Below are 20,572 nucleotides of genomic sequence, written 5' to 3' on the forward strand. Positions count from 1 at the left end.
GTGCCGTGAACATGCCCCCGCAGCAGGCATGGAACCGCGCAACAACCCTGGGCGGCCCGCAGCACCTACCCGCCCAGGTCGACGCCACAGTCGGCACCCACTCCGTCTCCGGCTCCGGCGTGATCTCCGTCGGCGACCACACGATCTCGGTCGGACGGCCCCACGCACACACTCGCGTGACCGTCCTGCGCGACGGCAACCACATCACCACCTACACGGCCAGCGGAGAAGTCCTCGGCCACTTGCACCTGAACACCGACAAGCGCTACCAAGGACAACTCCACCGCCCCGCAGCCTAGAATCGTGTCTCACATGTATCGAGACACCCGTGTCCCACATGTATCAAGACAGCACACGTAGCCCACTACGAAGTTCCACTCACATGGGTACTCAGCTGCACACCTTCCACTGATCGCCGTCGAGGCTCAGGTCGAAGGTGCGCGGCGAACGATCGTTCGGGTTGGCGTCCGTGTGGGCGATGACCTGGGCGATCGCCGTGGAGTCGTCGGTGACCTGGATGGCGTCGATGCTGTCGACGGTGGGGATGTTGCCCTGCTCCACGGACACCCGATGCACGTCGGCGAACTCCGCGTCCGGGATGTCGCGATAGAACGTCGCCAGGTCTCCGCAGGACGTGCTGCGCAGCGTGGCCAGATCCCCGGCGGCCAGCGCCCTGGTGAACGACTCGACCGTCGTGCGAATCTGCGCTTCCGGGGAGTCTTCGACGTTCGTGCGGTCGATCAGCAGGTACGCACCGGCGGCCACTGCCGCGATCACGACTACCGCGGCCACCAGAGCCGCCCACCACTTCTTGTGACTCGGTTTGTTCGGTTCCGCAGCCGGCGGTCCGACGCGGCGTGGTCCGACCTGCTGCGGCCGAGCTTTCTGCGGTTCGATCTTTCTGGGCGCGATCTTTTGGGCCGCAATCTTCTGGGGCTCGGCTTTTCGAGGCGCAGCTACCGGCGAATCGGCTGCAGGTGCAGCGATCTTCTCGGTGGAGGCGTCCGTCGATTCGTCGGCCGGCTTCTTCTTGTTCAGGTCGATCTTGGTCGTGTCGGCCTCGGGGGTCGCATTGTTCTTCTCGTCCGGCATGCGTTCTCCCTCGTTCACCGAATTCCTCGAAAGCTGTAAGTCCGAAATTTCGTCAGCTGGCAGCCTATCGACCGCGTGTGCAGCGCAGCGTGAGCGCCGCCGGGGGTGTTCGGACACGATTGGGTGACGTAGGGGCACAATGAGCGCCATGACTTCTTTCGGTGATCTGCTCGGACCTCAACCAACGCTGTTGCCCGGCGACGACGAGGCCGAATCCGCACTGCTGAATCACGAGGCTCCCGAGACGGTTGCTGCGGCACATCCGACGGCGTCGATCGCGTGGGCGTATCTCGCCGAGGCCGCTCTCGAATCGGGTGCCACCATCACCGCGTACGCCTATGCGCGTACCGGTTATCACCGAGGTCTGGACCAGTTGCGTCGTAACGGATGGAAGGGATTCGGGCCGGTCCCGTACAGCCATGAGCCCAACCGCGGATTCCTCCGATGCGTCGCAGTCCTCGCCAAAGCCGCCCGCGACATCGGCGAGCACGACGAGTACGCCCGCTGCCTCGACCTCCTCGAAGACTGTGACCCCAAAGCAGCGGAAGCGCTCGGCCTGGGCTGATCGGGCCCGCGCGAGCCGGGCGCGTGGCCGAACCCGGATGAAGGCGGGCACCGAGCGGCTGCGGTTGTCGCTGTTGCCCATCGTGCAGTGCGCGTTGGCGGCCGGGGTCGCGTGGTTCGTCGCTACGGATCTCGTCGGTCACGAACGTCCGTTCTTCGCGCCCATTGCGGCCGTCGTCTCGCTCGGTGTGTCCCTCGGGGCGCGGTTGCGCCGATCGGCCGAGCTGGTGGCCGGCGTGACGGTCGGCATCGGCGTCGGCGATCTGTTGATCTCCCTGATCGGCAGTGGGCCATGGCAGATCGCGCTGGTGGTCGTGTTGGCGATGTCGGCCGCGGTGTTCCTCGACGGCGGCCCCATCATCGCCATGCAGGCCGGATCGTCCGCGGTGCTGGTGGCGACCCTCATTCCGCCCGGCAACATGGGTGGCCCCAACCGCATGGTCGACGCGTTGGTCGGTGGTCTGGTGGGCATCGCGATCGTGGCGTTGATTCCGACGCATCCGGTGTGGCGGGCGCGTAAGGATGCGGCGAACGTGTTGGCGACGGCGGCGAGTGTGTTGCAGAAAGTGGCCGACGGGTTAGTGGCGAACGACCCGAAGCCCATCGAGGATGCGTTGCGCAAGGCTCGGGCGACGCAGTCCGGCATCGACGCTCTGCGAACCGATCTCAAGGGCGGCCGGGAGATCGCGCGCATTTCTCCGATGTACTGGAATCATCGCACTCGGTTGGCGGCCCTGGCGGCGACAGCCGACCCCATCGACAACGCTGTTCGCAATATTCGGGTGCTGGCACGGCGGTCGTTGACCTTGGTGCGCGACGACGAAATTCTGGACCCGCGGGTGGTCGACGAGGTGGAGAAGCTGGCGCACGCGGTGGAAGTCCTACGCCAGATGATTCTCGCCGATCCGGGGCAGAAGCCGGATGCGGCGGAGGCCGCGCGGGTGTTGCGGTCGGTCGCTGCCGGAGCGAAGCCGGAACTGATCTCGAACGCCGGGTTGTCGGCGACGGTGGTGCTCGCTCAGTTGCGGTCGATCATCGTCGATCTGTTGCAGGTCGCCGGGCTCAAGCGCATCTCTGCGTTGGCGACTCTGCCGCCGACGGTCAAGCATCCGCACGTCCCGCCGGAGTTGTGACCCGAGCACACCGTTGCATATATGCGTATGTACGCATATGGTGACTGCCTGAAGTCGTTGCAGTCACGAGGGGGAGTCATGGGCGCGGGTCACGGACACAGCCACGGCGTGGGTGGTCATTCGCCCGACGGCGCGGGACCGCCCAGATCTCGGGTTCGCAAGATGATCGTGGCGTTGGCCGTTCTGGTGGTGTTCCTGGTGGTCGAACTGACCGTGGCGCTGGCCATCGGCTCGCTCGGTCTGCTGGCCGATGCCGGCCACATGCTCACCGACGTACTCGGAATGTCGATGGGCTTGATCGCTCTCGTCCTTGCGCGGAAGGGAAGTGCCGCAGCGGCAAGGACATTCGGTTGGCACCGTGCCGAGGTGCTCACCGCAATCGCGAATGCTGTTCTGCTGCTGGGCGTTGCGGCGTTCATCATGTACGAGGCGATATCTCGCATCGGCGATGCGCCCGAGATCCCCGGTCTTCCGTTGATTCTCACCGCAGCGGCCGGTCTTGCCGCGAACATCGTCGTCATGATGCTCATCCGCGGCGATGCGAAGGACTCTCTCGCCGTTCGCGGTGCCTACATGGAGGTGCTGGCCGACGCCGTCGGCAGCGTCGGTGTGTTGGTGGGCGGTGTGCTCATGCTGGTGTTCGGGTGGACCTGGGTCGACATCGTCGTCGGCGTGCTCATCTCGCTGTGGGTGGTTCCGCGTGCGATCAAGCTCGCCGGGTCGGCACTGCGCATCCTCACTCAGGCGAGTCCTGCCGACGTCGACGTGGACGCGTTGACCGGAGATCTGAGCGCCCTTCCCGGAGTGACGGGAGTGCACGACTTGCATGTGTGGACCCTGACCACCGGAATGGACGTGGCCACGGTGCATCTGGAATGCGAGGGGTCGTCGTCGATGGTGCTCGATCGAGCGCGCTCGCTGCTGTCGACCTACGGACTCGACCATGCCACCGTGCAGGTCGAGCCGACCGCACACGGCCGAACCTGCAAGGAAGAGCTCACCTGGTGACGGTGCGTACCTCGGTTCCCGGACGCCAGATGTCGATCTGCATGTGATCGTCCACCAGTGACGTCAGTACCACTTCGCCGATGTCGAGATCGAACACGTGGTACGGCACGAGTTCGCCGGGAGCCGCGTCGAATATCGGTTGCAGCACAGCGGGATCGGTGATCTCTGCGGCGATTCCGCTGATCTTTGCATCGCCGCCCTCCATCGAGTGGTGGCCGGGATTGCTGTGCAGTGCGAACCGGCCGTCGCGCTGTAGATCTCGCGCTTTGGCGGCACCGAGCATCGATCCGAGTCGCAGCACCCCGGTGTCCACGAACTCCACCTCGGTTCCACTGACGCGCGGTGAGCCGTCTGCCCGTAGTGTCGCGAGAACATGGTGCTTGTGCGCGGTGAATCGGGCCCGCACCGCGGACGCGAGAGTCGGAGCCGCTGCCGAGAATTCGTTCCACGTCGTCATGCGCACATTATGCGATCGACCACCGACAGTGTTGGGCAGGAATGCACGGAACCTGCCCGAACAGACGGAATCCCGCCGATCGCGTTCGATATCGTGCACTCTTTCCCGCTGGACCTGTCAGATCCAGAATCGCATCAGGTAGTTGCCGTTGCCGGCGAAGAACTCGGGGACCCCCGACAATCCGAACAGGGTGTAGATCGCTCCGAAGAAGGCGGCATTGACAGCCGGCACGAAAAGCAACGCAACGAGGACGAGAATCCCGTATCCCTTGAACTGGTTCAGCGACGCTCGGGTGGTGGGTGAGAGCGAGGGTTCGAGGGCTGCGTATCCGTCGAGTCCGGGCACCGGGATCAGGTTGAGGATCGTGGCCATGATCTGCAGAAACGCCAGAAAGCTGAGCCCGTACCAGAAGGCGGCGTTGGTGCCGTCGGTACCGAACAGCCTGATGACCACCAGAAGTGCCACGGCCACAACTGCATTGGCGAACGGGCCGGCCAGTGCGATGCGCCGCTGGGGCGACGCCGAGAACTGTCTGGTACGCAGGTAGACGGCGCCGCCCGGCAGGCCGATCCCGCCGATCGCGATGAACACCACCGGGAGAACGATGGACAGCAGCGGGTGGGTGTACTTCAGCGGGTTCAGGGTCAGGTAGCCGCGGAGCTCGACTTCGCGATCACCGGCTCGAAACGCGGTGTAGGCGTGGCCGAATTCGTGCAGGCACACCGACGCGATCCACCCGGCGAGAACAAGCACGAACACTCCGATGCGCGCGGCGACGGACGTGACGTCGTCCGCCGTCCAGGCAAGGGCACCACCGATTCCGGCGACGGCGAGCACCGCGACGAAGATCGGGCTCGGCAGTACGGGACTGCGCCGCACCGGAACGGTCATCGGACCAGCAACCACTCCTGATGGTGGCGGTAGAAGGTCGACCGCTTCACCGCCTTGCCGCCGGCGATACCGTCGCGCGTCAGTTCGGCGGCGGGGGAGCCGAGTTGCATGGCGCGGCCGCTGACCCAGCGGCGCGGCAGAAATCGGCGACGGCCGACGACGCGTGCGCGGAGGCCGGGCATGTCCGCGGTGGGAGCCACCTCGACTCCGGGCACGACGCCGGAGAACAACCGGGTGTCGTCGACGTAGGCCTCGCCTTCGAGGTCGGTTCCGTCGGCACCGCCGAGCAGAGCCCTCCCGACGACGGCCTTGCCTGCATCGTCGCGGATGAGGGGTGTGCTCGACGCCGTACCCGTCAGGGCGACCTTGGCGGCACGTGACCCGGTGCCCAGCTTGTAGATGTGCGCGGCGTCGGTTGCGTTCTCCGGCACGAACGCGACCTCGACGTGCAGCCGTTCGGTGCGCATCAGGCGCGTCAGCAGCGCGGCGAGGGACGCATCGTCGCCCAGGACGATGATGCGTGGCTCGGGGGCGGATTCGATGTCGGAGAAGATCGCGCTGCAGTCGTCGTCGGTCGGTACTGCGTCGGCGTTGCGCAGTGGGACGTCGGTCAGCGTGATCGGCAGCAGCGGGTTGCCGCACTGCAGAACGAACGGTGTCACGGCGCTCCTAGATCTTCCGATGAATCCTCGTCACGACCATAGTGCCCTCGTTCGGCGTCGACCGTAGCGGCATGCGGGCCAGCTCACCGCCTCGGCTAGACTGTTCCCCCGGCCACTGTCGCGCCTGCGACGAATGGTGACTGCTGCATTCGCTCGAGTACATCTGCAGCACGTCCTTGCACGAAAGCAACGTAGGAGAGCACATGCCGGCGATAGTCCTGATCGGCGCCCAGTGGGGCGACGAAGGCAAAGGCAAAGCCACCGACCTGTTCGGCGAACGACTTCAGTGGGTGGTTCGCTACCAAGGCGGCAACAACGCCGGCCACACCGTCGTTCTTCCCAACGGAGACAAGTTCGCACTACACCTGATCCCGTCGGGAATTCTCACGCCGGGCGTCAAGAACGTCATCGGTAACGGTGTCGTCGTCGATCCGGGTGTGCTGCTCACCGAGCTCGACGGCCTCGAGAAGCGCGATGTCGATACGTCGAATCTGCTGCTCAGCGCCGATGCGCACCTGATCATGCCGTACCACGTGGCCATCGACAAGGTCACCGAGCGGTTCCTCGGTGCCAAGAAGATCGGCACCACCGGGCGCGGCATCGGCCCTTGCTACCAGGACAAGCTCGCCCGCGTCGGTGTGCGTGCGGCGGATGTGCTCGACGAGAAGATCCTGACCCAAAAGGTCGAGGCCGCACTGGAATTCAAGAACCAGGTGCTCTCGAAGATCTACAACCGCCGGGCGCTGGATCCACAGCAGGTCGTCGACGAGGTGCTCGAGCAGGCCGAGGGATTCAAGCACCGCATCACCGATACGCGCCTGCAGCTCAACCTCGCGCTCGAGCGCGGCGACACGATTCTGCTCGAGGGATCGCAGGGCACGTTGCTCGACGTCGACCACGGCACCTATCCGTACGTGACGTCGTCGAACCCGACGGCAGGCGGCGCGTCCGTCGGCTCGGGCATCGGCCCGAACAAGATCACCACGGTGCTCGGCATCCTCAAGGCGTACACGACGCGTGTGGGATCCGGTCCGTTCCCGACCGAGCTGTTCGACAACCATGGTGAGTACCTGGCCAAGCAGGGCGGCGAGGTGGGCGTCACCACCGGTCGCGCCCGACGTACGGGCTGGTTCGACGCGGTCATCGCTCGGTACGCCACCCGCGTCAACGGCATCACCGACTACTTCCTGACCAAGCTCGACGTGCTCTCCAGCCTGGACACCGTGCCCATCTGCGTCGCCTACGACGTCGACGGCGTCCGTCACGACGAAATGCCGATGACGCAGACCGGTTTCCACCATGCGAAGCCGATCTACGAAGAGATGCCCGGTTGGTGGGAAGACATCTCCGGTGCCCGGACATTCGAGGAACTGCCGATCAACGCGCAGAACTACGTCCTGCGTCTCGAGGAACTGTCGGGTGCGTACATGTCGTGCATCGGTGTGGGACCGGGCCGCGACGAAACCATCGTCCGTCGAGACATTCTGCGGTAGCCGAACCCGTTATCGAAAAGCCCCGAGGCGCACTGCCTCGGGGCTTTTTGCTGTATGAGGACGGACTGGACCTTTCACATCGGCTGTGGGTTGAAAACGAACTGTGGTTTTGCCAATTGCGCCGAAATGACTCTATCGACGGGTGGTCACTGCGAAACAGCCGTCGAACTGCCCCCAATTCGACCGATTACCGATGCGACTCTGCGTTACAGTCGATCTCGACTTGTAAACTCAGAGTACGAAACGAGCGGCCGAAAAAACTCTTGGACTTTTACCCTCACTTGGGTAACAGGCCAGGTAGACGTGGCGAAACAATGAGCATCGCACCAATTGCGGAGGCCTCTTCGGATGGCCGACGATCCGATCGGATCACCCCCCTCGGCCCCGTGTGGCCACCGAAGAAAGTAGAACGAATGAACAAGGCAACCAAGGGCGCGCTCGCTGCCGCTGCCGCTGGCGTGCTCCTGCTCGGCGGTGCCGGGTCCTACGCGCTCTGGAGTGATAGCGAAACCGTCGACGGTGGCACCGTGACTGCAGGTATTCTCGACATCGCTCCCGGTACCAGTACGGGATGGAGAGACATTTCGGCGGGTGCGCCTGGCACCCCGATCCCATCGATCGCCAGCTTCCGTATGGTACCCGGCGACATCCTGCAGTACGACGCAACATTCGTAGTCACCGCCACCGGTAACAATCTGACCGCGACGTTGACGGCTGATCCCCTGACCGCAGTGAGGTACGACGGCACTTCCGGATTGACTGCTGTCAATGCTCCGGTCGTGGTTACCAACTCGACCGGATCCAACACAATTACCTCCGCTCAGGCCGGACAGACGATCACGGTGTCGGCGAAGGTCACCTTCGATAGGGAAACCGCCAATCAGGTCGGTCAGAACGGCACTATCAATTTGTCGACGTTCAAGCTGAATCTTCAGCAGACACGTCCGTAGTCATTTCGGTTCGTGTCGAAACTCAGACCGAGAGTCAAGACAATGTGGCTCGGTATTGCGGTTGCGTCGGTGGCTGTCCTGGCCTTTGGGTCAGTGCAGACTACCGGCGCACTGTGGCGCGACCAAGAGACGATGAACGCGGGGTCGGTCAAAGCGGGCACGTTGACTCTCTTTGCGGGTGGAGATTCGACTACGACCTCCCAGGTTTTCCAGTTCGACAACCTCGCCAAAACTTTGATTGCACCCGGTGAATTCGGCCAGGGTGCGATGGTGTTGAGGAACGGTGGCAACGTCCCGCTGCGGTTCAGAGTGAGCAGGATTGGATTGACGCCGGCTACGGTGGCGCCGGCCACGCCGGTGCAAGTCGCCGTAGACGTCCGGATCGGCACGACTGTTGCTGCTTGCACGACGACCAGTGCGCCGTCGGGCCCGTCCGTAGTCAGCGTTTCCGCGAGCACGTCGTCGCCTGCAATCGTCCCCGTCGGAACGCCGATCTTGGAGCAGACCATTCAGGCCAATCAGGCAGTGGTGCTGTGTGTGCGGTCGACGTTGGTGTCCGCCTCGACGTCAGTGTCGTCGTCGTACAGACATGAATTCACCATTGTTGGAGAGCAGGTGCAAAAGTAATGACGACCGCTGAGCAGACCAGCGAGAAGACCGGGCTCCGCTGGTGGATCGTCAACGTTATGTCCTTGCTTCTCTTGTTCTGTGTGGTGGCGATCCTCCTTGCAGCCGTGGTTGTGCCGAAGGTCAGCGGATCGCAGGCATACACAGTTCTGACCTCATCGATGGAACCGACGTATCCACCTGGAACCTTGATCGTCGTCAAGCCGGGCGACGTGCAGTCGATGGGCATCGGCGAACCCGTCACATACCAAATTGCGTCCGGACTGCCCGAAGTGATAACGCACAGGATCGTCGCCGTCGGTTTCGACGCAGAAAACAGGCGGGTTTACACAACGCAGGGCGACAATAATCCGCGTCCTGATGAGAGCCCGGTCAAGCCCGAGCAAATCCGCGGAAGTGTTTGGTACAGCATTCCGTACCTCGGGTACGTGAATAATTGGATTACCGGTGAGCGCCGAACGACCGCCGTATACGTGATTGCGGGCGGCTTGGTTGCATTCGCGCTCTATCAGTTTGCGAGCGCAGGGATCGACCGGTCGCGGCGAAAGCTGCAGTCGTGAGCTTTCTCCGTCCGGTGTTCAACGTCCTGTCCAGTACTCGCGTTCGTGCGCTTCTGTCGCTCGGGATGGTTCTGGGCCTCGGTGCCGTGGGCACTCTTGCCGCGTGGTCGTCGACTGTAGTTGCGACGTCAGGTCAGTTCACAACCGGAACTGTCGACATAACCATCAACAACTCGAACGATCCGGTGACTTACGCGTCTGCACCGCTGACCGGGTTGTTTCCCGGTTCGATTACCTCAGGGGCATTCACTGTCCGCAACGTCGGGTCGACAAATTTCTCGTACTCCGTCGCTGTTACCGGGACTGGTCTCGGCGCATTTTTCGATGTAACTGTCAGGAAGGACGGAAGTGTGACTGCGCCGTGCACTGACGGCACTGCAGTCACGCCATCACTCGCCCCTTTGCCCGCGAATCTACAGATTGCTCCTGTGGCAGCACCCCTGGCCGCCACAAGCGGAGTTCAAGTTCTGTGCGTAAGTCTGCGACTGTCGCCGGATGCCCCTGCTAGCGCGCAGAGCTCGACGGGGAACGTCAGCCTTCTCTTTACTGCGACGGGGGCTTGATGGCCAAGTCGAGACAAATGATAAGGGAATCCGCGCTCAATATCGGTGCGCTCTTAGGCGTTATTTGCTTCGTCTTCGCTGTGTGCGCTGTCTTCTTCGGCATCACACCGCTGATATTCCGTTCCGGGTCGATGAGCCCCGCCATTGATACGGGATCTTTGGCCTTGGCGCGTACCGTACCGGCGTCTTCGCTGACGGTCGGCGATATCGTGAGCATCAACCGTACGGATGGATCGCGTATTACGCACCGAGTCAACAAGATTCAGGGTTTTACCGGAAACTCTGTGTCGGTCCTCCTCAAAGGTGACGCAAATGCGGACGTCGATGCCGACAGTTATGCAATTACCGAAGCCGATCGAGTTTTCGCGCATGTGCCTTTTGGCGGCTATGTAGCAACGTGGACCACCACGCCGTTCGCCTGGGTGCTCGGCGCTGGACTTGCAGCATTCTTATTGTATGTCGCATGGCGTCCGGAGCCGAGTGCGCCACGTACGCCGAGCGGCAGGCACTCGTTGTCCACCGGGATTGCACTTGTTGCTGCTGGTGCGACCGCTCTGGGAATGGGGTATGCGCATCCTGACATGACTGAGGCTGCTCTATCGGACACTGCCACGGTTCGGCCGGGGCCGCTAGCAGCCGGTACCTTACCCAACCCGACAGGACTGGTTTGCTCGGGCGGTGGGACGTTGGCAAGATCGGTGACTTTGACCATCGGCCGTCCCGTGGCTCCGGTCACCGGGTTTCAGGTGGTAGTTCGGAATGCTGCAGGTACAACTTCCACGGCCCCGATGGCTTTCACGGTGCCGCAGACCGGTAGCGCCACCGCGGTGGTGACTTCCGGACTTCTCGGGGCATTGTTGGGCGGAACTTCGTATGCAGACGTTCGATCGACTGCTGGGCAGTGGGTCTCGCCCGGGAAACAGACCCAGACAATCACCTCTTTTCTAGGTGTGAATTGCAACGGCAGCGCCACCGCGTCGGCTAGCAGGCAAGCTGTGCCGATACCGTCGCCGACGATCGATAGTTCGGTGGCTAACACGACCTCGCCCGAGATCGCGGCATCGACCACGACAGCGACCACGACACCGACCACGACACCGACCACGACGGTTGCGCCTCCGAAAGCTACGGAAGTGCCACCAATGACGACGACGTCGGCACCGACCGTCCCCACCGAACCGGTCGTTCCCGCACCGATTGTCCCTGAACCAGTCGAGCCCGGACTTGCCGTCCCTGAGACGCCGGCGCTTCCGCCAGCCCCTCCAGCAAGCGCATTTGTCTCACCCGGTTCGCCGAAATCCTCGGGTGAGTACACAGCGAGTGTCGCACAAGGTGTGCTGGCAATAACCGATCCCGCGGAGGTGATCGTGTACGAATACCCAGTGTCGTCGAGTGAGCGTTACGGTACAGGGGCAGTGTGGTCCTCCAACGGCAGCTTGTACATCCTCTCGGAGAAATCTGCTCCGGTGCAGTTGGCTCCGTCAGGTGATGGCACGTTTGTTTCGAGTACGAAATCGACCGCTGACTTACCGTCGGACATCGCCGCGTTGCTTTAGCCCCGATCCACCGACGTCATCCCGCTGGGCTTCGTGTGCCGGCCTCTTGCCACGGTTCCGGCGGCGGGTTGCAGGTGGTGCTGATCGCTCCGCTGTACCTACGCCGAGTCCGCGCCTCATGATGCCGAGGGCATGTGCGCGAAAGGTCCGTCGGTCAGACCCGACAGCAAGGTCTCGATGATCGCGTATGACCGGAGGTCCATTGCGGAGGACCTGCTTACCCGCGATTTGGAGCGATCGTAGGGGGCGCGCCTCGTTCGGCGTGTACGTAGACCGGCCGCAGGCGCGAGTCGATGTCGACTGCGCCTGGTCTCGAACGGTGGTCGACCCCGCAGCGACGGATGAGGTCCCCGCCGAGATTCTCGCCCTTCTCCAATAGCGGAGACGTCACATATATCTCCGAATCGAAGTGCGCGTCCACGAAACGGGTGGATAATCGAGGGCAAGTAAAGCGACGGAGGGCCGGTCGATGACTGAAAATTACAATGGCTTGGAAGTTTTCAGCTACCAATTCGATCGGTTTGCTTACGAACACTCGTGGATCGGGGCGCAGACTGGCGAATTCATGCTCGGTCCTCAGGGTGGCGGCATGTTGGAGTTCACCCACGCGATGGTGTTCGCTCTCCCCGAGGGTGGTGCGCACGAAGTACACGGACCAATCTTGGAGTGGTACCTCTCGCACGGCGGACCCTATGGCGCACTTGGCTATCCGATCAGCAACGAGCGCCCGACGCCCACCGGTTCCGGACGCTACAACCTGTTCCAGCGGGGAGCGATCGGCTGGCTACCGGATACGGGCGCATTCACCATCGGCGGTACAGAAGAGGATTCTGATGTCAGTCCGGGTCCCGACGCCGCGACGGTCTCCGTTGTCGACGCCTCGATGTCTTCGGTCGGCATATCTGGCTGACAAAGCCAACTTCAGTCCTGTTTTTCATCTATTTATTCGGTCGAGAGTATCTTTAGCGATTACCGATGAATTCAGAACAGCGTCGGCTCGTCGAATCCGGTGACGCCTTCGATGCCGAGAATTCGTTGTTTCGTATTCGCCCCGCCGGGAGCGGAGAAGCCGCCTACCTCTCGGCCCGCGCCCAGCACGCGATGACACGGAACGATTATCGGTACCGGGTTTCGGCCCAGTGCCCCGCCCACCGCCTGGGCCGCGCCCGGCACCCCGAGTCGACGCGCGATGTCTCCGTACGTCAGCGTTGCGCCCCGGGGAATCGCGCTGCACACGGTGTAGACCGAGGCGTCGAACGCCGAAACCTCGAGCACCAACGGGATCGGGCTCATGTCCACGGCGCGCCCGGCGAGGAGCGCCACGATTCGATCGATCGCGTCCTCGGCGAGAGCGTCGACCGGACCTAGGTCAGCGGCGAAGCCGGCCAGGTAATCGAGCATCGCCTCGTCCGACGGCTCGGGTAGTGCCACGGCCATCACGCCGTCCGCGCTCCAGGCAAGACCGCATCGCCCGATGGCCGTGTCGAAGAGGGTGCTGCTCGGCATGGGTCGAGTATCCACCGGACGCCGACAGGCAGTCCAGTCGAACGCCCAATGGACTTGAAAGTTCGATGCCAGTGGGTGAATATGGGCTGTATGGCCTCCAGAGTGCTCAATGCAACGTCACTGGCACGAGATCTCGGAAGCTGGCGCGGCGACGCGTCGGCCGATGGATCCGGCAGGCGCAAGGCCTCCCGTCCCACGTACAGGGCTCTCGCAGACGGGGTTCGACTGCTCATTCACGACGGCCGCATCCCGTTGGGTGTCGGGTTGCCGAGTGAACGCGATCTGTCCGCTGCTCTCGATCTGAGTCGTACCACGATCACCTCGTCGTATTCGGTGCTGCGTGACGAGGGTTATCTCATCAGCAAGCAGGGATCGCGCAGCACTGTGGCGTTGCCTGCCGCGCCGACCCCCAACGGCATGTTGATTCAGTCGACGTCGCCGTCGGGTCCGGTGGTGGATATGAGCCATGCGGCCATGTCGGCGGCCGACGGAACCATGACGGCAGCGTACGAGTCTGCGCTGCAGGCACTTCCGACGTATCTGCCCACTCACGGTATGGAGCCCATCGGACTCGCAGTGCTGCGGGAGGCCATCGCGCAGCGTTTCGTCGAACGTGGATTGCCCACCACTGCCGACCAGATCATGGTCACTTCGGGTGCGCAGCAGGCGGTTCGGTTGCTACTGGGTACGCTGACCTCGCCCGGTGACCGCGTCCTGATCGATCACCCGACGTATCCCAATGCACTCGAGGCCATCAGGCGCGTCGGTGCCCGGCCGGTGCCGGTGCCGGTCCGTCCCGTCGAAGGGGATTGGGATCTCGACGGAATCCGCAGTGCCGCAAGGCAAACCGCCGCCAAGGTGGCGTACTTGATTCCGGACTTCCACAACCCCACCGGGCAGGTGCTCGACGCGGAGGGGCGCGCCGAGCTCGCGCGCATCACCCGAGACACCCGAATGACGCTCATCGTCGACGAAACCATGGTGGACCTGTGGCTCGATGCGCCACCGCCGCCACCGGTCGCATCGTTCGGACGGGTGTCCGGTTCGGATATCGTCACGATCGGTTCGGCGTCCAAGTCGTTCTGGGGCGGTCTGCGCATCGGGTGGATCAGAGCGCATCCTTCGCTCGTCTCGCAGCTCGCCGGCTCGCGAGCAGCACATGACCTCGGTACCTCGATCGTCGATCAATTGGCGTCGTCGTTCCTGCTGCAGGACGCCGAACCCGCGCTGGAGGTCCGTCGATCCCAACTGCGGGAGCGTCGAGATGTGCTCGAAGATGCCCTGGCCGAACATGTTCCGGAGTGGAAGTACCGGCGCTCGGAGGGCGGGATGTCGCTGTGGCTTCAGCTCCCCGCTCCGGTGTCGAGTGCGCTCGCCGCTACTGCGCCCGCGTTCGGGGCAGTATTGGCCGCAGGTCCGCGGTTCGGGGTCGAGGGTGCGTTCGAGCGTTACCTTCGGCTGCCGTACACCCGTGAGCCGCAGGAGCTTCGGGCTGCGGTTGCGGCCACTGCCGCGGCGTATCGAGCCTTGGCACCGAGCGTCGAATCCGAACAGCCGGCCCTGGTGTTCTGAGCGGCGGTGTTCTGACCGCGAGCTCGAAGTTATGGACGAGAATCAGCCGTAAAGCGTCCATAACTTCGAGTTCGGCGCAAAGAATTACGCCCAGACGGATGCGATGTCGGTGGCGGTGGCGGGCGGTGGCGTCGGGACGCCGTTTTCGGTGCGCGAGAACCGCGGTGCCGGACGGTGCTGCGTCACGCCGCCGATGTCGATGAGCGAGTCTCGGTCCTTCATGTGTGGGTGGTTCGGAGCCTCGGCGAAGGTGAGGACGGGGGAGACGCAGGCGTCGGTGCCGTCGAAGATCGCGGCCCATTCGTCGCGGGTCTTGGTCAGGAATGTCGCGGTGAACGTCTCGCGCAGTTCCGGCCAGCGCGGCTTGTCCATCTGTGACGGTAGGTCTGCATCGGCGAGGCCGAGACCGGTCACGAGCTGGGCGTAGAACTGCGGTTCGAGGGACCCGACCGCCATGTACTTGCCGTCCGATGTCTCGTAGGTGTCGTAGAACGGCGCGCCGGTGTCGAGCAGGTTGACGCCGCGGTCGTCGCTCCATGCTCCGACGCCTCGCCAGGCCCAGATCATGTGCGACAGTGCTGCGGTGCCGTCGACCATGGCCGCGTCGACGACCTGGCCCTGTCCCGAATTCTGTCGTTCGTACAGTGCCGCCATGATGCCGAAGACGAGGAACATCGATCCGCCGCCGAAATCGCCGACCATGTTCATCGGTGGCACCGGTCGTTCGCCGTCGCGGCCGATAGCGTTGAGGACGCCTGTGACGGAGATGTAGTTGATGTCGTGGCCGGCGGTCTGTGCCCAGGGGCCTTCCTGCCCCCAGCCCGTCATGCGGCCGTAGACCAGTCGCGGGTTTCGGGCGAGGGCGTCGTCGGGCCCGAGGCCGAGCCGTTCGGTGACGCCGGGGCGAAAGCCTTCGATGAGGACGTCGGCGCGTTCGATCAGGCCGAGGACCTTCTCGATGTCGGCGGGATCCTTGAGGTTCGCTTCGACGATGGTGCGGCTGCGCAGCTGGTGATCGTGTGGAGAGACCTGTCCGGCGCGCTGGACGCGGACGACGTCTGCGCCGAGGTCGGCGAGCAATAGCGCTGCGTGCGGACCGGGCCCGATCCCGGCGAGTTCGACGACGCGGAGCCCTGCGAGCGGTCCACCAGTGTTAGCCACGTTTGTTGCCTCGTTCCGACTCGTCAGCTGCGATTGTGAATGGAGACTAACTTGTACTAGGGCGTCCAAGTGATGTGGGTGTGGATAATAGGGCTGTGACTGCCCCAGAACCCGTCCGCATCGGTACTCCACTCACGCCCGGTGCCACCCGGGTCATGCTCCTCGGAGCAGGTGAGCTGGGCAAAGAGGTCATCATTGCGTTCCAGCGCCTCGGTGTCGAGGTGATTGCCGTCGACCGTTACGACAACGCCCCGGGCCATCAGGTAGCGCATCACGCGTACACGATCGACATGAGCAATCCCGAAGAGCTGCTGGCGCTGATCGACGCTCAGCAGCCGGACTTCGTCGTCCCGGAGATCGAAGCCATTGCCACCGATGCGCTCGCCAAGGTGGAGGCCAAAAGACGCTCCGTGGTCATTCCGACCGCGCGTGCAACACAATTGACGATGAATCGCGAAGGAATCAGGCGGCTCGCGGCCGAGGAGCTCGGCCTGCCGACCTCGCCGTACGCGTTCGCCGATTCGTTGGACGAGGTGCGACAAGCGTTGTCCCACATCGGCTTCCCTGCTGTCATCAAGCCGGTGATGTCCTCGTCCGGCAAGGGGCAGTCGGTGGTACGGAGCGAAGCCGACGTCGAAACGGCGTGGGACTACGCGTTGAAGGGCGGTCGAGTCGACCTGGGCCGCGTCATCGTCGAGGGATTCGTCGATTTCGATTACGAGATAACACTTCTCACCGTGCGCGCGATAAACGGGACTTCGTTCTGCGAGCCGATTGGCCATCTGCAGGAGTCGGGCGACTACATCGAATCCTGGCAGCCGCAACCGATGTCCGACGCGGCACTCGCGTCGGCGCGCGAAGTGGCCGAGAGAATCACGACGGCGCTCGGTGGTCGGGGACTGTTCGGCGTGGAGCTGTTCGTGCAGGGCGACAACGTGTACTTCTCCGAGGTCAGCCCCCGGCCACACGACACCGGCCTGGTAACGCTTCGTACGCAACGGTTCTCGGAGTTCGAGCTGCATGCCCGCGCCGTTCTCGGGCTACCGATCGACACGACGCTGCTCTCCCCGGGAGCGTCGGCGGTCATCTACGGCGGTGTCGATGCGGACGGAATCTCGTTCGAAGGCGTCGCCGATGCCCTCGCGGTTCCCGAAACCGACCTTCGACTGTTCGGCAAGCCCGCCAGCTTCGTCCGGCGGCGAATGGGTGTTGCGGTGTCGACGGCGTCGGACATCGAGACTGCGCGGGCTCGGGCCCGCGAGGCAGCAGGCAAGGTTCGACCGACCGTCTAGATCGCGCCGTCTAGATTGCGGCCACCACCGCTGCGGTAGCAACGGCGTTGTTCATCGTGTGCAGTGCGATGCCCGGAATCAACGATCGGTGCAGTCGAACCAGCAGGGCCGCAGCAGAGCCGATGCAGACCATGATCAGCGCGATGGCGGGCAGCACGTGGACGGCCCCGAAGCACACCGCGGATCCGAGAACCGCGATCTGCCATCGTGTTCGGGTGTCGAACCACCCGAAGATCACCCGACGGAAGAGGACTTCCTCGAGTACCGGTGCGATCAGCACAGTGCAGGCGATGGTGAGGGTTCCGGCGACCACACCCACGTCGAGTGCGTCGAGAGTCGACGCGCTTCCGCCGGCATCGGAGGCGGGAGCTATGCCGACAGCGCCGGCGAGTGCAATGCCGACGCTCATGGCGGCGATCCACGCGACGGGCACTTCCCACAGCAGGTGCCACAGTGAGCGTGGACCCGACGTGAGCTGCAGATCCTTCCACGTCCAGCCGCGGCGACTCAGCGACTGCCACAAGGCAACTGCGAACACCGCCGTCGCCAGCGGAATGGCGTAGCCGAGTACCCAATTCAGGTCGAACACACCGACGAGAAGCACGACCGCGGCCACCACAGCGATGGCACCGATGAGCAGGCTGCCGATGGACAGCAGGGCGTCGCCGCCGGAAACGGGACGTTCGAAAGTCGCGGTTCGGGGCACAGGCGTCAACTTACCGGCGATCGGCGTGCACACTTGACCACCATGAGCGCTCTCGGAGAAATACTGGTCGGCCTGGTGATTCTGGTCGGACTCGTCGGCATCGTCGTGCCCGTCCTGCCGGGCACCATCTTGATCTTCGCGGCTGTTGCAGTGTGGGCGTGGGTTACCGGCAGCACCGCCGCGTGGACGGTGTTCGGCATCGCGACGGTGCTGCTGGTTCTGAGCGGCGTCGTGAAGTACACCTGGCCGGGCCGCCGGATGCGGGAGGCCGGAGTGCCGATGCGGTCGCTGATCGTCGGCGGCCTGCTCGGCATCGTCGGCTTCTTCGTCATCCCGGTCGTCGGGCTCTTCATCGGCTTCATCGCCGGCGTCTACGTGGCCGAACTACCCAGGCACCGCAACCATTCCGAGGCCTGGCGATCGACCGTGCATGCGACCAAGGCGGCCGGGCTGTCCATCCTGGTGGAGCTGTTCGGTGCGTTGCTCGCCTCGGCCGTGTGGCTCGGGGGAGCAGTACTGATCTAGGGGACCCGATACCAGGCCCGGGCATTACCGTCGAGCACAGCGGGGAGGTCGCCGCCGACGGCCCCGGAGATGATGTCGATGTCGGTCTCGGAGAACGGCCGTGGGGCTCGTGTACCGGGCAGGTCGGTGCCGAACAGCAGTGCCTCCGGGTTCACGCGGTGGATCTGCTGCAGGGTATCGACGATGTCGAGGTCCACGCGCCCGAATCCCGTTGCCTTGACGCGTACTCCGCGGTCGACGAGGTTCAACAGATAGGGAAGTCCCTGCGTCGACAGTCCCAGATGGTCGATGCTCACCGCCGGTAGTTTCGCGAGGATCGGCTCGAGCGAGAGCAGCAACGACGCGTCGACGTACAGCTCGGCGTGCCAGCCCACCAGTTCGTGCACGCGTCGGGCCTGCGTGGTGAGCATCTCGACGTCGGTTTCACCGCGTTTGAGGTTGAATCGCATCGCCCGCACGCCTGCCTCGTCGAGGGCGACGATCTCCTCGTCCGTGCACTCCGGATCGAGCTGAGCCACCCCCACCCAGCCGCGTCCGAGCGTCTCCAGTGCGGCCAACAGATAGCTCTGATCGGTGCCTTGGAACGATGCGGTGACCACGGCACCGCCGGTGATCCCGAGCCCGTCGACGTCGTAGAGATAGTTCGAGACGGTGTACGGATCCGGCGTGTATCCCTGGTTCTCGATCAGCGGAAATCTGGGGTCGATGATGTGTAGGTGGGCGTCGAACACGGGTCCCAGCATGCCAGCTCGCCGATTCGCCGTCGCGGCGACCTGGCTCGGTGTTTGAATGCGAAATATGAAACCGGAGACCACCGTCGTTCTCGACGGATACACGTATTTCGAATGTCCACGCTGGCACGACGGGAGGATCTGGGTATCGGACTTCTACAGTCATCGCGTCGTATCCGCCCTCGAGGACGGTTCCGATGTGCGAGTCGAGGCCGAGGTGCCCAATCAGCCGTCGGGCCTGGGCTGGTTACCCGACGGCCGGCTGTTGATCGTCTCGATGCGCGATTACAAACTGCTACTACGCGAGCACGATGGTTCGCTGACCGTCCATGCCGATCTGTCGACGTACGTGAAGGCGAACCTCAACGACATGCTCGTCGACGCGCAGGGACGCGCGTACATCGGCAATTTCGGGTTCGATCTGATGAACTTCGCGCCCGTCGAGACGGCAGATCTGATTCGCGTCGACCCGGACGGGTCCGCGCACGTCGTGGCCTCGGACCTGTACTTCCCCAACGGAATGGCGTTCACCGATTCCGGTGAACTGCTCGTCGACGAGACGGTCGGGAACCGGGTCAGTGCCTTCGACATCGCCGAGGACGGATCACTGGGGGAGCGGCGTGATTGGGCGACGTTCGGTGAACTGCCGTCGTCGACGGACATGGCAACGGCCATGAGTGAGGTGAAGGTGGCTGCCGACGGCTGCTGCATCGACACCGACGGCACGATGTGGATCGCCGACGCACTCGGTCAGCGCGTGTTGCACGTCGCGCCGGGCGGAGAGGTTCTCGAGCAGCTCGACTTCGATCTCGGAGTGTTCGCGTGCGGACTCGGCGGATCCGACGGCCGCACGCTGTTCGTCTGCGCTGCACCCGATTTCAACGAGCATCAACGCAAGATCGAAACCGAGGGAAAGCTGCTGGCGGTTCGGGTGTAGAGCGCTCCGCGCATGTGAGTGGAAACTCGTAGCCTGCTACGCGTTTCCACTCAGTGATACTGGAGTTGTTCGTCGAGGTGGAAGGTATGACTCGTTTCCGCTCTGACGCCGATGGCTGTCTTTCATGTGATGTGTCGGCCTTCGCCTCGACGGACATCGTTCACACGCGACCGGTGGGCGGAGTGACTTGATAGGAGCCTGACCAAAGAGTCCCGTCACTGTGTTGTCCGCCGTCCCGGCCGGTGCGTGGTCACCTGTCGAAGGGATAACCAGTGTCCAGCATGACCGAAAACCCACCCGATGTCAGCCTCGCCGTCATTGCAGGCATCGATACTCACAAAGACACCCACCACGCGGCGATCATCGACCACCTCGGCCGCAAAATCTGCGACCGAGAGTTCCCGGCAACCGGCGCCGGCTACCGCGCACTGCTGGCATGGTTGATCGGGACCGGCATCGTCGTCCGAGTCGGAATCGAAGGCACCGGAAGCTACGGCTCCGCGCTGACCACGGTCCTGCTCGCAGCGGGCCTCGAGGTCGTCGATGTCGACCGCACCGACCGCCGCTCGCGGCGCTTTCACGGCAA

Annotated in this window: 23 protein-coding genes and 1 pseudogene; 16 read left to right on the forward strand and 8 right to left on the reverse strand. The window is 63.7% G+C overall.

Annotated elements, in window-relative coordinates; translation table 11 throughout:
• Window positions 1-299, forward strand: a pseudogene (locus VF34_RS10435) (IS481 family transposase); the annotation flags it as partial.
• Between the two features lie 91 nt (window positions 300-390).
• On the opposite strand, the gene VF34_RS10440 reads toward VF34_RS10435, so the two are convergent.
• Window positions 391-1,092, reverse strand: coding sequence for an Rv0361 family membrane protein (locus VF34_RS10440; protein ID WP_045841401.1), 702 nt, complete (start codon window positions 1,090-1,092; stop codon window positions 391-393).
• A gap of 148 nt (window positions 1,093-1,240) precedes the next feature.
• Between VF34_RS10440 and VF34_RS10445 the strand changes: the two genes are divergently transcribed.
• The 3 genes from VF34_RS10445 (at window position 1,241) to VF34_RS10455 (ending at window position 3,797) form a co-directional block, all read left to right on the forward strand.
• A complete protein-coding gene (locus VF34_RS10445; RefSeq protein WP_027494301.1) occupies window positions 1,241-1,657 on the forward strand; it encodes a DUF3151 domain-containing protein in 417 nt (138 codons plus the stop codon).
• A 37-nt stretch (window positions 1,658-1,694) separates the two neighbouring features.
• Entirely contained in the window at window positions 1,695-2,789 is a 1,095-nt protein-coding gene (locus VF34_RS10450; RefSeq protein ID WP_032371495.1) for an FUSC family protein, read from the forward strand.
• Between the two features lie 78 nt (window positions 2,790-2,867).
• Window positions 2,868-3,797, forward strand: coding sequence for a cation diffusion facilitator family transporter (locus VF34_RS10455; RefSeq protein WP_027494299.1), 930 nt, complete (start codon window positions 2,868-2,870; stop codon window positions 3,795-3,797).
• On the opposite strand, the gene VF34_RS10460 is transcribed toward VF34_RS10455, so the two are convergent.
• The 3 genes from VF34_RS10460 to VF34_RS10470 all read right to left on the reverse strand — a co-directional run bounded on the left by VF34_RS10460 (window position 3,787) and on the right by VF34_RS10470 (window position 5,807).
• Window positions 3,787-4,254 carry a pyridoxamine 5'-phosphate oxidase family protein gene (locus tag VF34_RS10460; RefSeq protein ID WP_032382205.1) on the reverse strand — a complete coding sequence of 156 codons (468 nt, stop codon included), beginning with the start codon at window positions 4,252-4,254 and terminating at the stop codon, window positions 3,787-3,789. The genes VF34_RS10455 and VF34_RS10460 overlap by 11 nt on opposite strands.
• 117 nt (window positions 4,255-4,371) lie before the next feature.
• On the reverse strand, window positions 4,372-5,145 hold the full coding sequence (locus VF34_RS10465; RefSeq protein WP_045841402.1) for a site-2 protease family protein: 774 nt from the start codon (window positions 5,143-5,145) through the stop codon (window positions 4,372-4,374).
• Window positions 5,142-5,807: a hypothetical protein gene (locus tag VF34_RS10470; protein WP_027494296.1), complete on the reverse strand. Its 666-nt coding sequence runs from the start codon at window positions 5,805-5,807 to the stop codon at window positions 5,142-5,144. The genes VF34_RS10465 and VF34_RS10470 overlap by 4 nt, the downstream gene beginning before the upstream one ends.
• 203 nt (window positions 5,808-6,010) lie before the next feature.
• On the opposite strand from VF34_RS10470, the gene VF34_RS10475 reads away from it, so the two are divergent.
• The 7 genes from VF34_RS10475 to VF34_RS10505 all read left to right on the forward strand — a co-directional run bounded on the left by VF34_RS10475 (window position 6,011) and on the right by VF34_RS10505 (window position 12,466).
• Entirely contained in the window at window positions 6,011-7,300 is a 1,290-nt protein-coding gene (locus tag VF34_RS10475; protein ID WP_027494295.1) for an adenylosuccinate synthase, read from the forward strand.
• A gap of 413 nt (window positions 7,301-7,713) precedes the next feature.
• The gene (locus VF34_RS10480) at window positions 7,714-8,250 is read left to right on the forward strand and encodes an alternate-type signal peptide domain-containing protein (protein ID WP_032371491.1); all 537 of its coding nucleotides are present in this window, start codon (window positions 7,714-7,716) and stop codon (window positions 8,248-8,250) included.
• A gap of 42 nt (window positions 8,251-8,292) precedes the next feature.
• Window positions 8,293-8,877 (forward strand): hypothetical protein, encoded by a 585-nt coding sequence (locus VF34_RS10485; RefSeq protein WP_032371490.1) that lies wholly within the window; start codon window positions 8,293-8,295, stop codon window positions 8,875-8,877.
• Window positions 8,877-9,437 carry a signal peptidase I gene (locus VF34_RS10490; protein WP_032371489.1) on the forward strand — a complete coding sequence of 187 codons (561 nt, stop codon included), beginning with the start codon at window positions 8,877-8,879 and terminating at the stop codon, window positions 9,435-9,437. The genes VF34_RS10485 and VF34_RS10490 overlap by 1 nt, the downstream gene beginning before the upstream one ends.
• A gap of 14 nt (window positions 9,438-9,451) precedes the next feature.
• The gene (locus VF34_RS25865) at window positions 9,452-10,000 is read left to right on the forward strand and encodes a SipW-dependent-type signal peptide-containing protein (RefSeq protein ID WP_141214979.1); all 549 of its coding nucleotides are present in this window, start codon (window positions 9,452-9,454) and stop codon (window positions 9,998-10,000) included.
• Window positions 10,000-11,556 carry a signal peptidase I gene (locus VF34_RS25280; RefSeq protein ID WP_197077455.1) on the forward strand — a complete coding sequence of 519 codons (1,557 nt, stop codon included), beginning with the start codon at window positions 10,000-10,002 and terminating at the stop codon, window positions 11,554-11,556. Before VF34_RS25865 ends, VF34_RS25280 begins: the two co-directional genes overlap by 1 nt.
• A gap of 469 nt (window positions 11,557-12,025) precedes the next feature.
• Window positions 12,026-12,466, forward strand: coding sequence for an LGFP repeat-containing protein (locus VF34_RS10505; RefSeq protein ID WP_032373685.1), 441 nt, complete (start codon window positions 12,026-12,028; stop codon window positions 12,464-12,466).
• A 71-nt stretch (window positions 12,467-12,537) separates the two neighbouring features.
• Here the strand turns inward: VF34_RS10505 and VF34_RS10510 are convergent, their stop codons facing one another.
• The gene (locus VF34_RS10510) at window positions 12,538-13,062 is read right to left on the reverse strand and encodes a methylated-DNA--[protein]-cysteine S-methyltransferase (protein WP_032373686.1); all 525 of its coding nucleotides are present in this window, start codon (window positions 13,060-13,062) and stop codon (window positions 12,538-12,540) included.
• Between the two features lie 90 nt (window positions 13,063-13,152).
• On the opposite strand from VF34_RS10510, the gene yczR reads away from it, so the two are divergent.
• A complete protein-coding gene (gene yczR, locus VF34_RS10515) occupies window positions 13,153-14,634 on the forward strand; it encodes a MocR-like transcription factor YczR (protein WP_032373687.1) in 1,482 nt (493 codons plus the stop codon).
• A gap of 84 nt (window positions 14,635-14,718) precedes the next feature.
• Here yczR and VF34_RS10520 read toward each other — a convergent pair whose 3' ends face one another.
• Window positions 14,719-15,795 carry a CaiB/BaiF CoA transferase family protein gene (locus tag VF34_RS10520; protein ID WP_032373688.1) on the reverse strand — a complete coding sequence of 359 codons (1,077 nt, stop codon included), beginning with the start codon at window positions 15,793-15,795 and terminating at the stop codon, window positions 14,719-14,721.
• A gap of 95 nt (window positions 15,796-15,890) precedes the next feature.
• On the opposite strand from VF34_RS10520, the gene purT reads away from it, so the two are divergent.
• Window positions 15,891-17,087 (forward strand): formate-dependent phosphoribosylglycinamide formyltransferase, encoded by a 1,197-nt coding sequence (purT, locus tag VF34_RS10525; protein ID WP_032373689.1) that lies wholly within the window; start codon window positions 15,891-15,893, stop codon window positions 17,085-17,087.
• A 10-nt stretch (window positions 17,088-17,097) separates the two neighbouring features.
• Here the strand turns inward: purT and VF34_RS24315 are convergent, their stop codons facing one another.
• Window positions 17,098-17,793, reverse strand: coding sequence for a CPBP family intramembrane glutamic endopeptidase (locus VF34_RS24315; RefSeq protein WP_155289524.1), 696 nt, complete (start codon window positions 17,791-17,793; stop codon window positions 17,098-17,100).
• 42 nt (window positions 17,794-17,835) lie between these two features.
• On the opposite strand from VF34_RS24315, the gene VF34_RS10535 reads away from it, so the two are divergent.
• The gene (locus tag VF34_RS10535) at window positions 17,836-18,318 is read left to right on the forward strand and encodes a DUF456 domain-containing protein (protein ID WP_032373690.1); all 483 of its coding nucleotides are present in this window, start codon (window positions 17,836-17,838) and stop codon (window positions 18,316-18,318) included.
• On the opposite strand, the gene VF34_RS10540 is transcribed toward VF34_RS10535, so the two are convergent.
• Window positions 18,315-19,061, reverse strand: a complete 747-nt coding sequence (locus VF34_RS10540) for an amidohydrolase family protein (protein ID WP_032364983.1) — start codon at window positions 19,059-19,061, stop codon at window positions 18,315-18,317. The two genes, VF34_RS10535 and VF34_RS10540, sit on opposite strands and share 4 nt — an antisense overlap.
• A gap of 55 nt (window positions 19,062-19,116) precedes the next feature.
• Between VF34_RS10540 and VF34_RS10545 the strand changes: the two genes are divergently transcribed.
• On the forward strand, window positions 19,117-19,986 hold the full coding sequence (locus VF34_RS10545) for an SMP-30/gluconolactonase/LRE family protein (protein WP_027494282.1): 870 nt from the start codon (window positions 19,117-19,119) through the stop codon (window positions 19,984-19,986).
• A 281-nt stretch (window positions 19,987-20,267) separates the two neighbouring features.
• The coding region (locus tag VF34_RS10550; protein WP_045841396.1) for an IS110 family transposase at window positions 20,268-20,572 on the forward strand (305 nt) is incomplete at its 3' end.

The sequence above is a fragment of the Rhodococcus sp. PML026 genome (genome assembly GCF_000963615.1).
GTDB classification, from domain to species: Bacteria; Actinomycetota; Actinomycetes; order Mycobacteriales; family Mycobacteriaceae; genus Rhodococcoides; species Rhodococcoides fascians.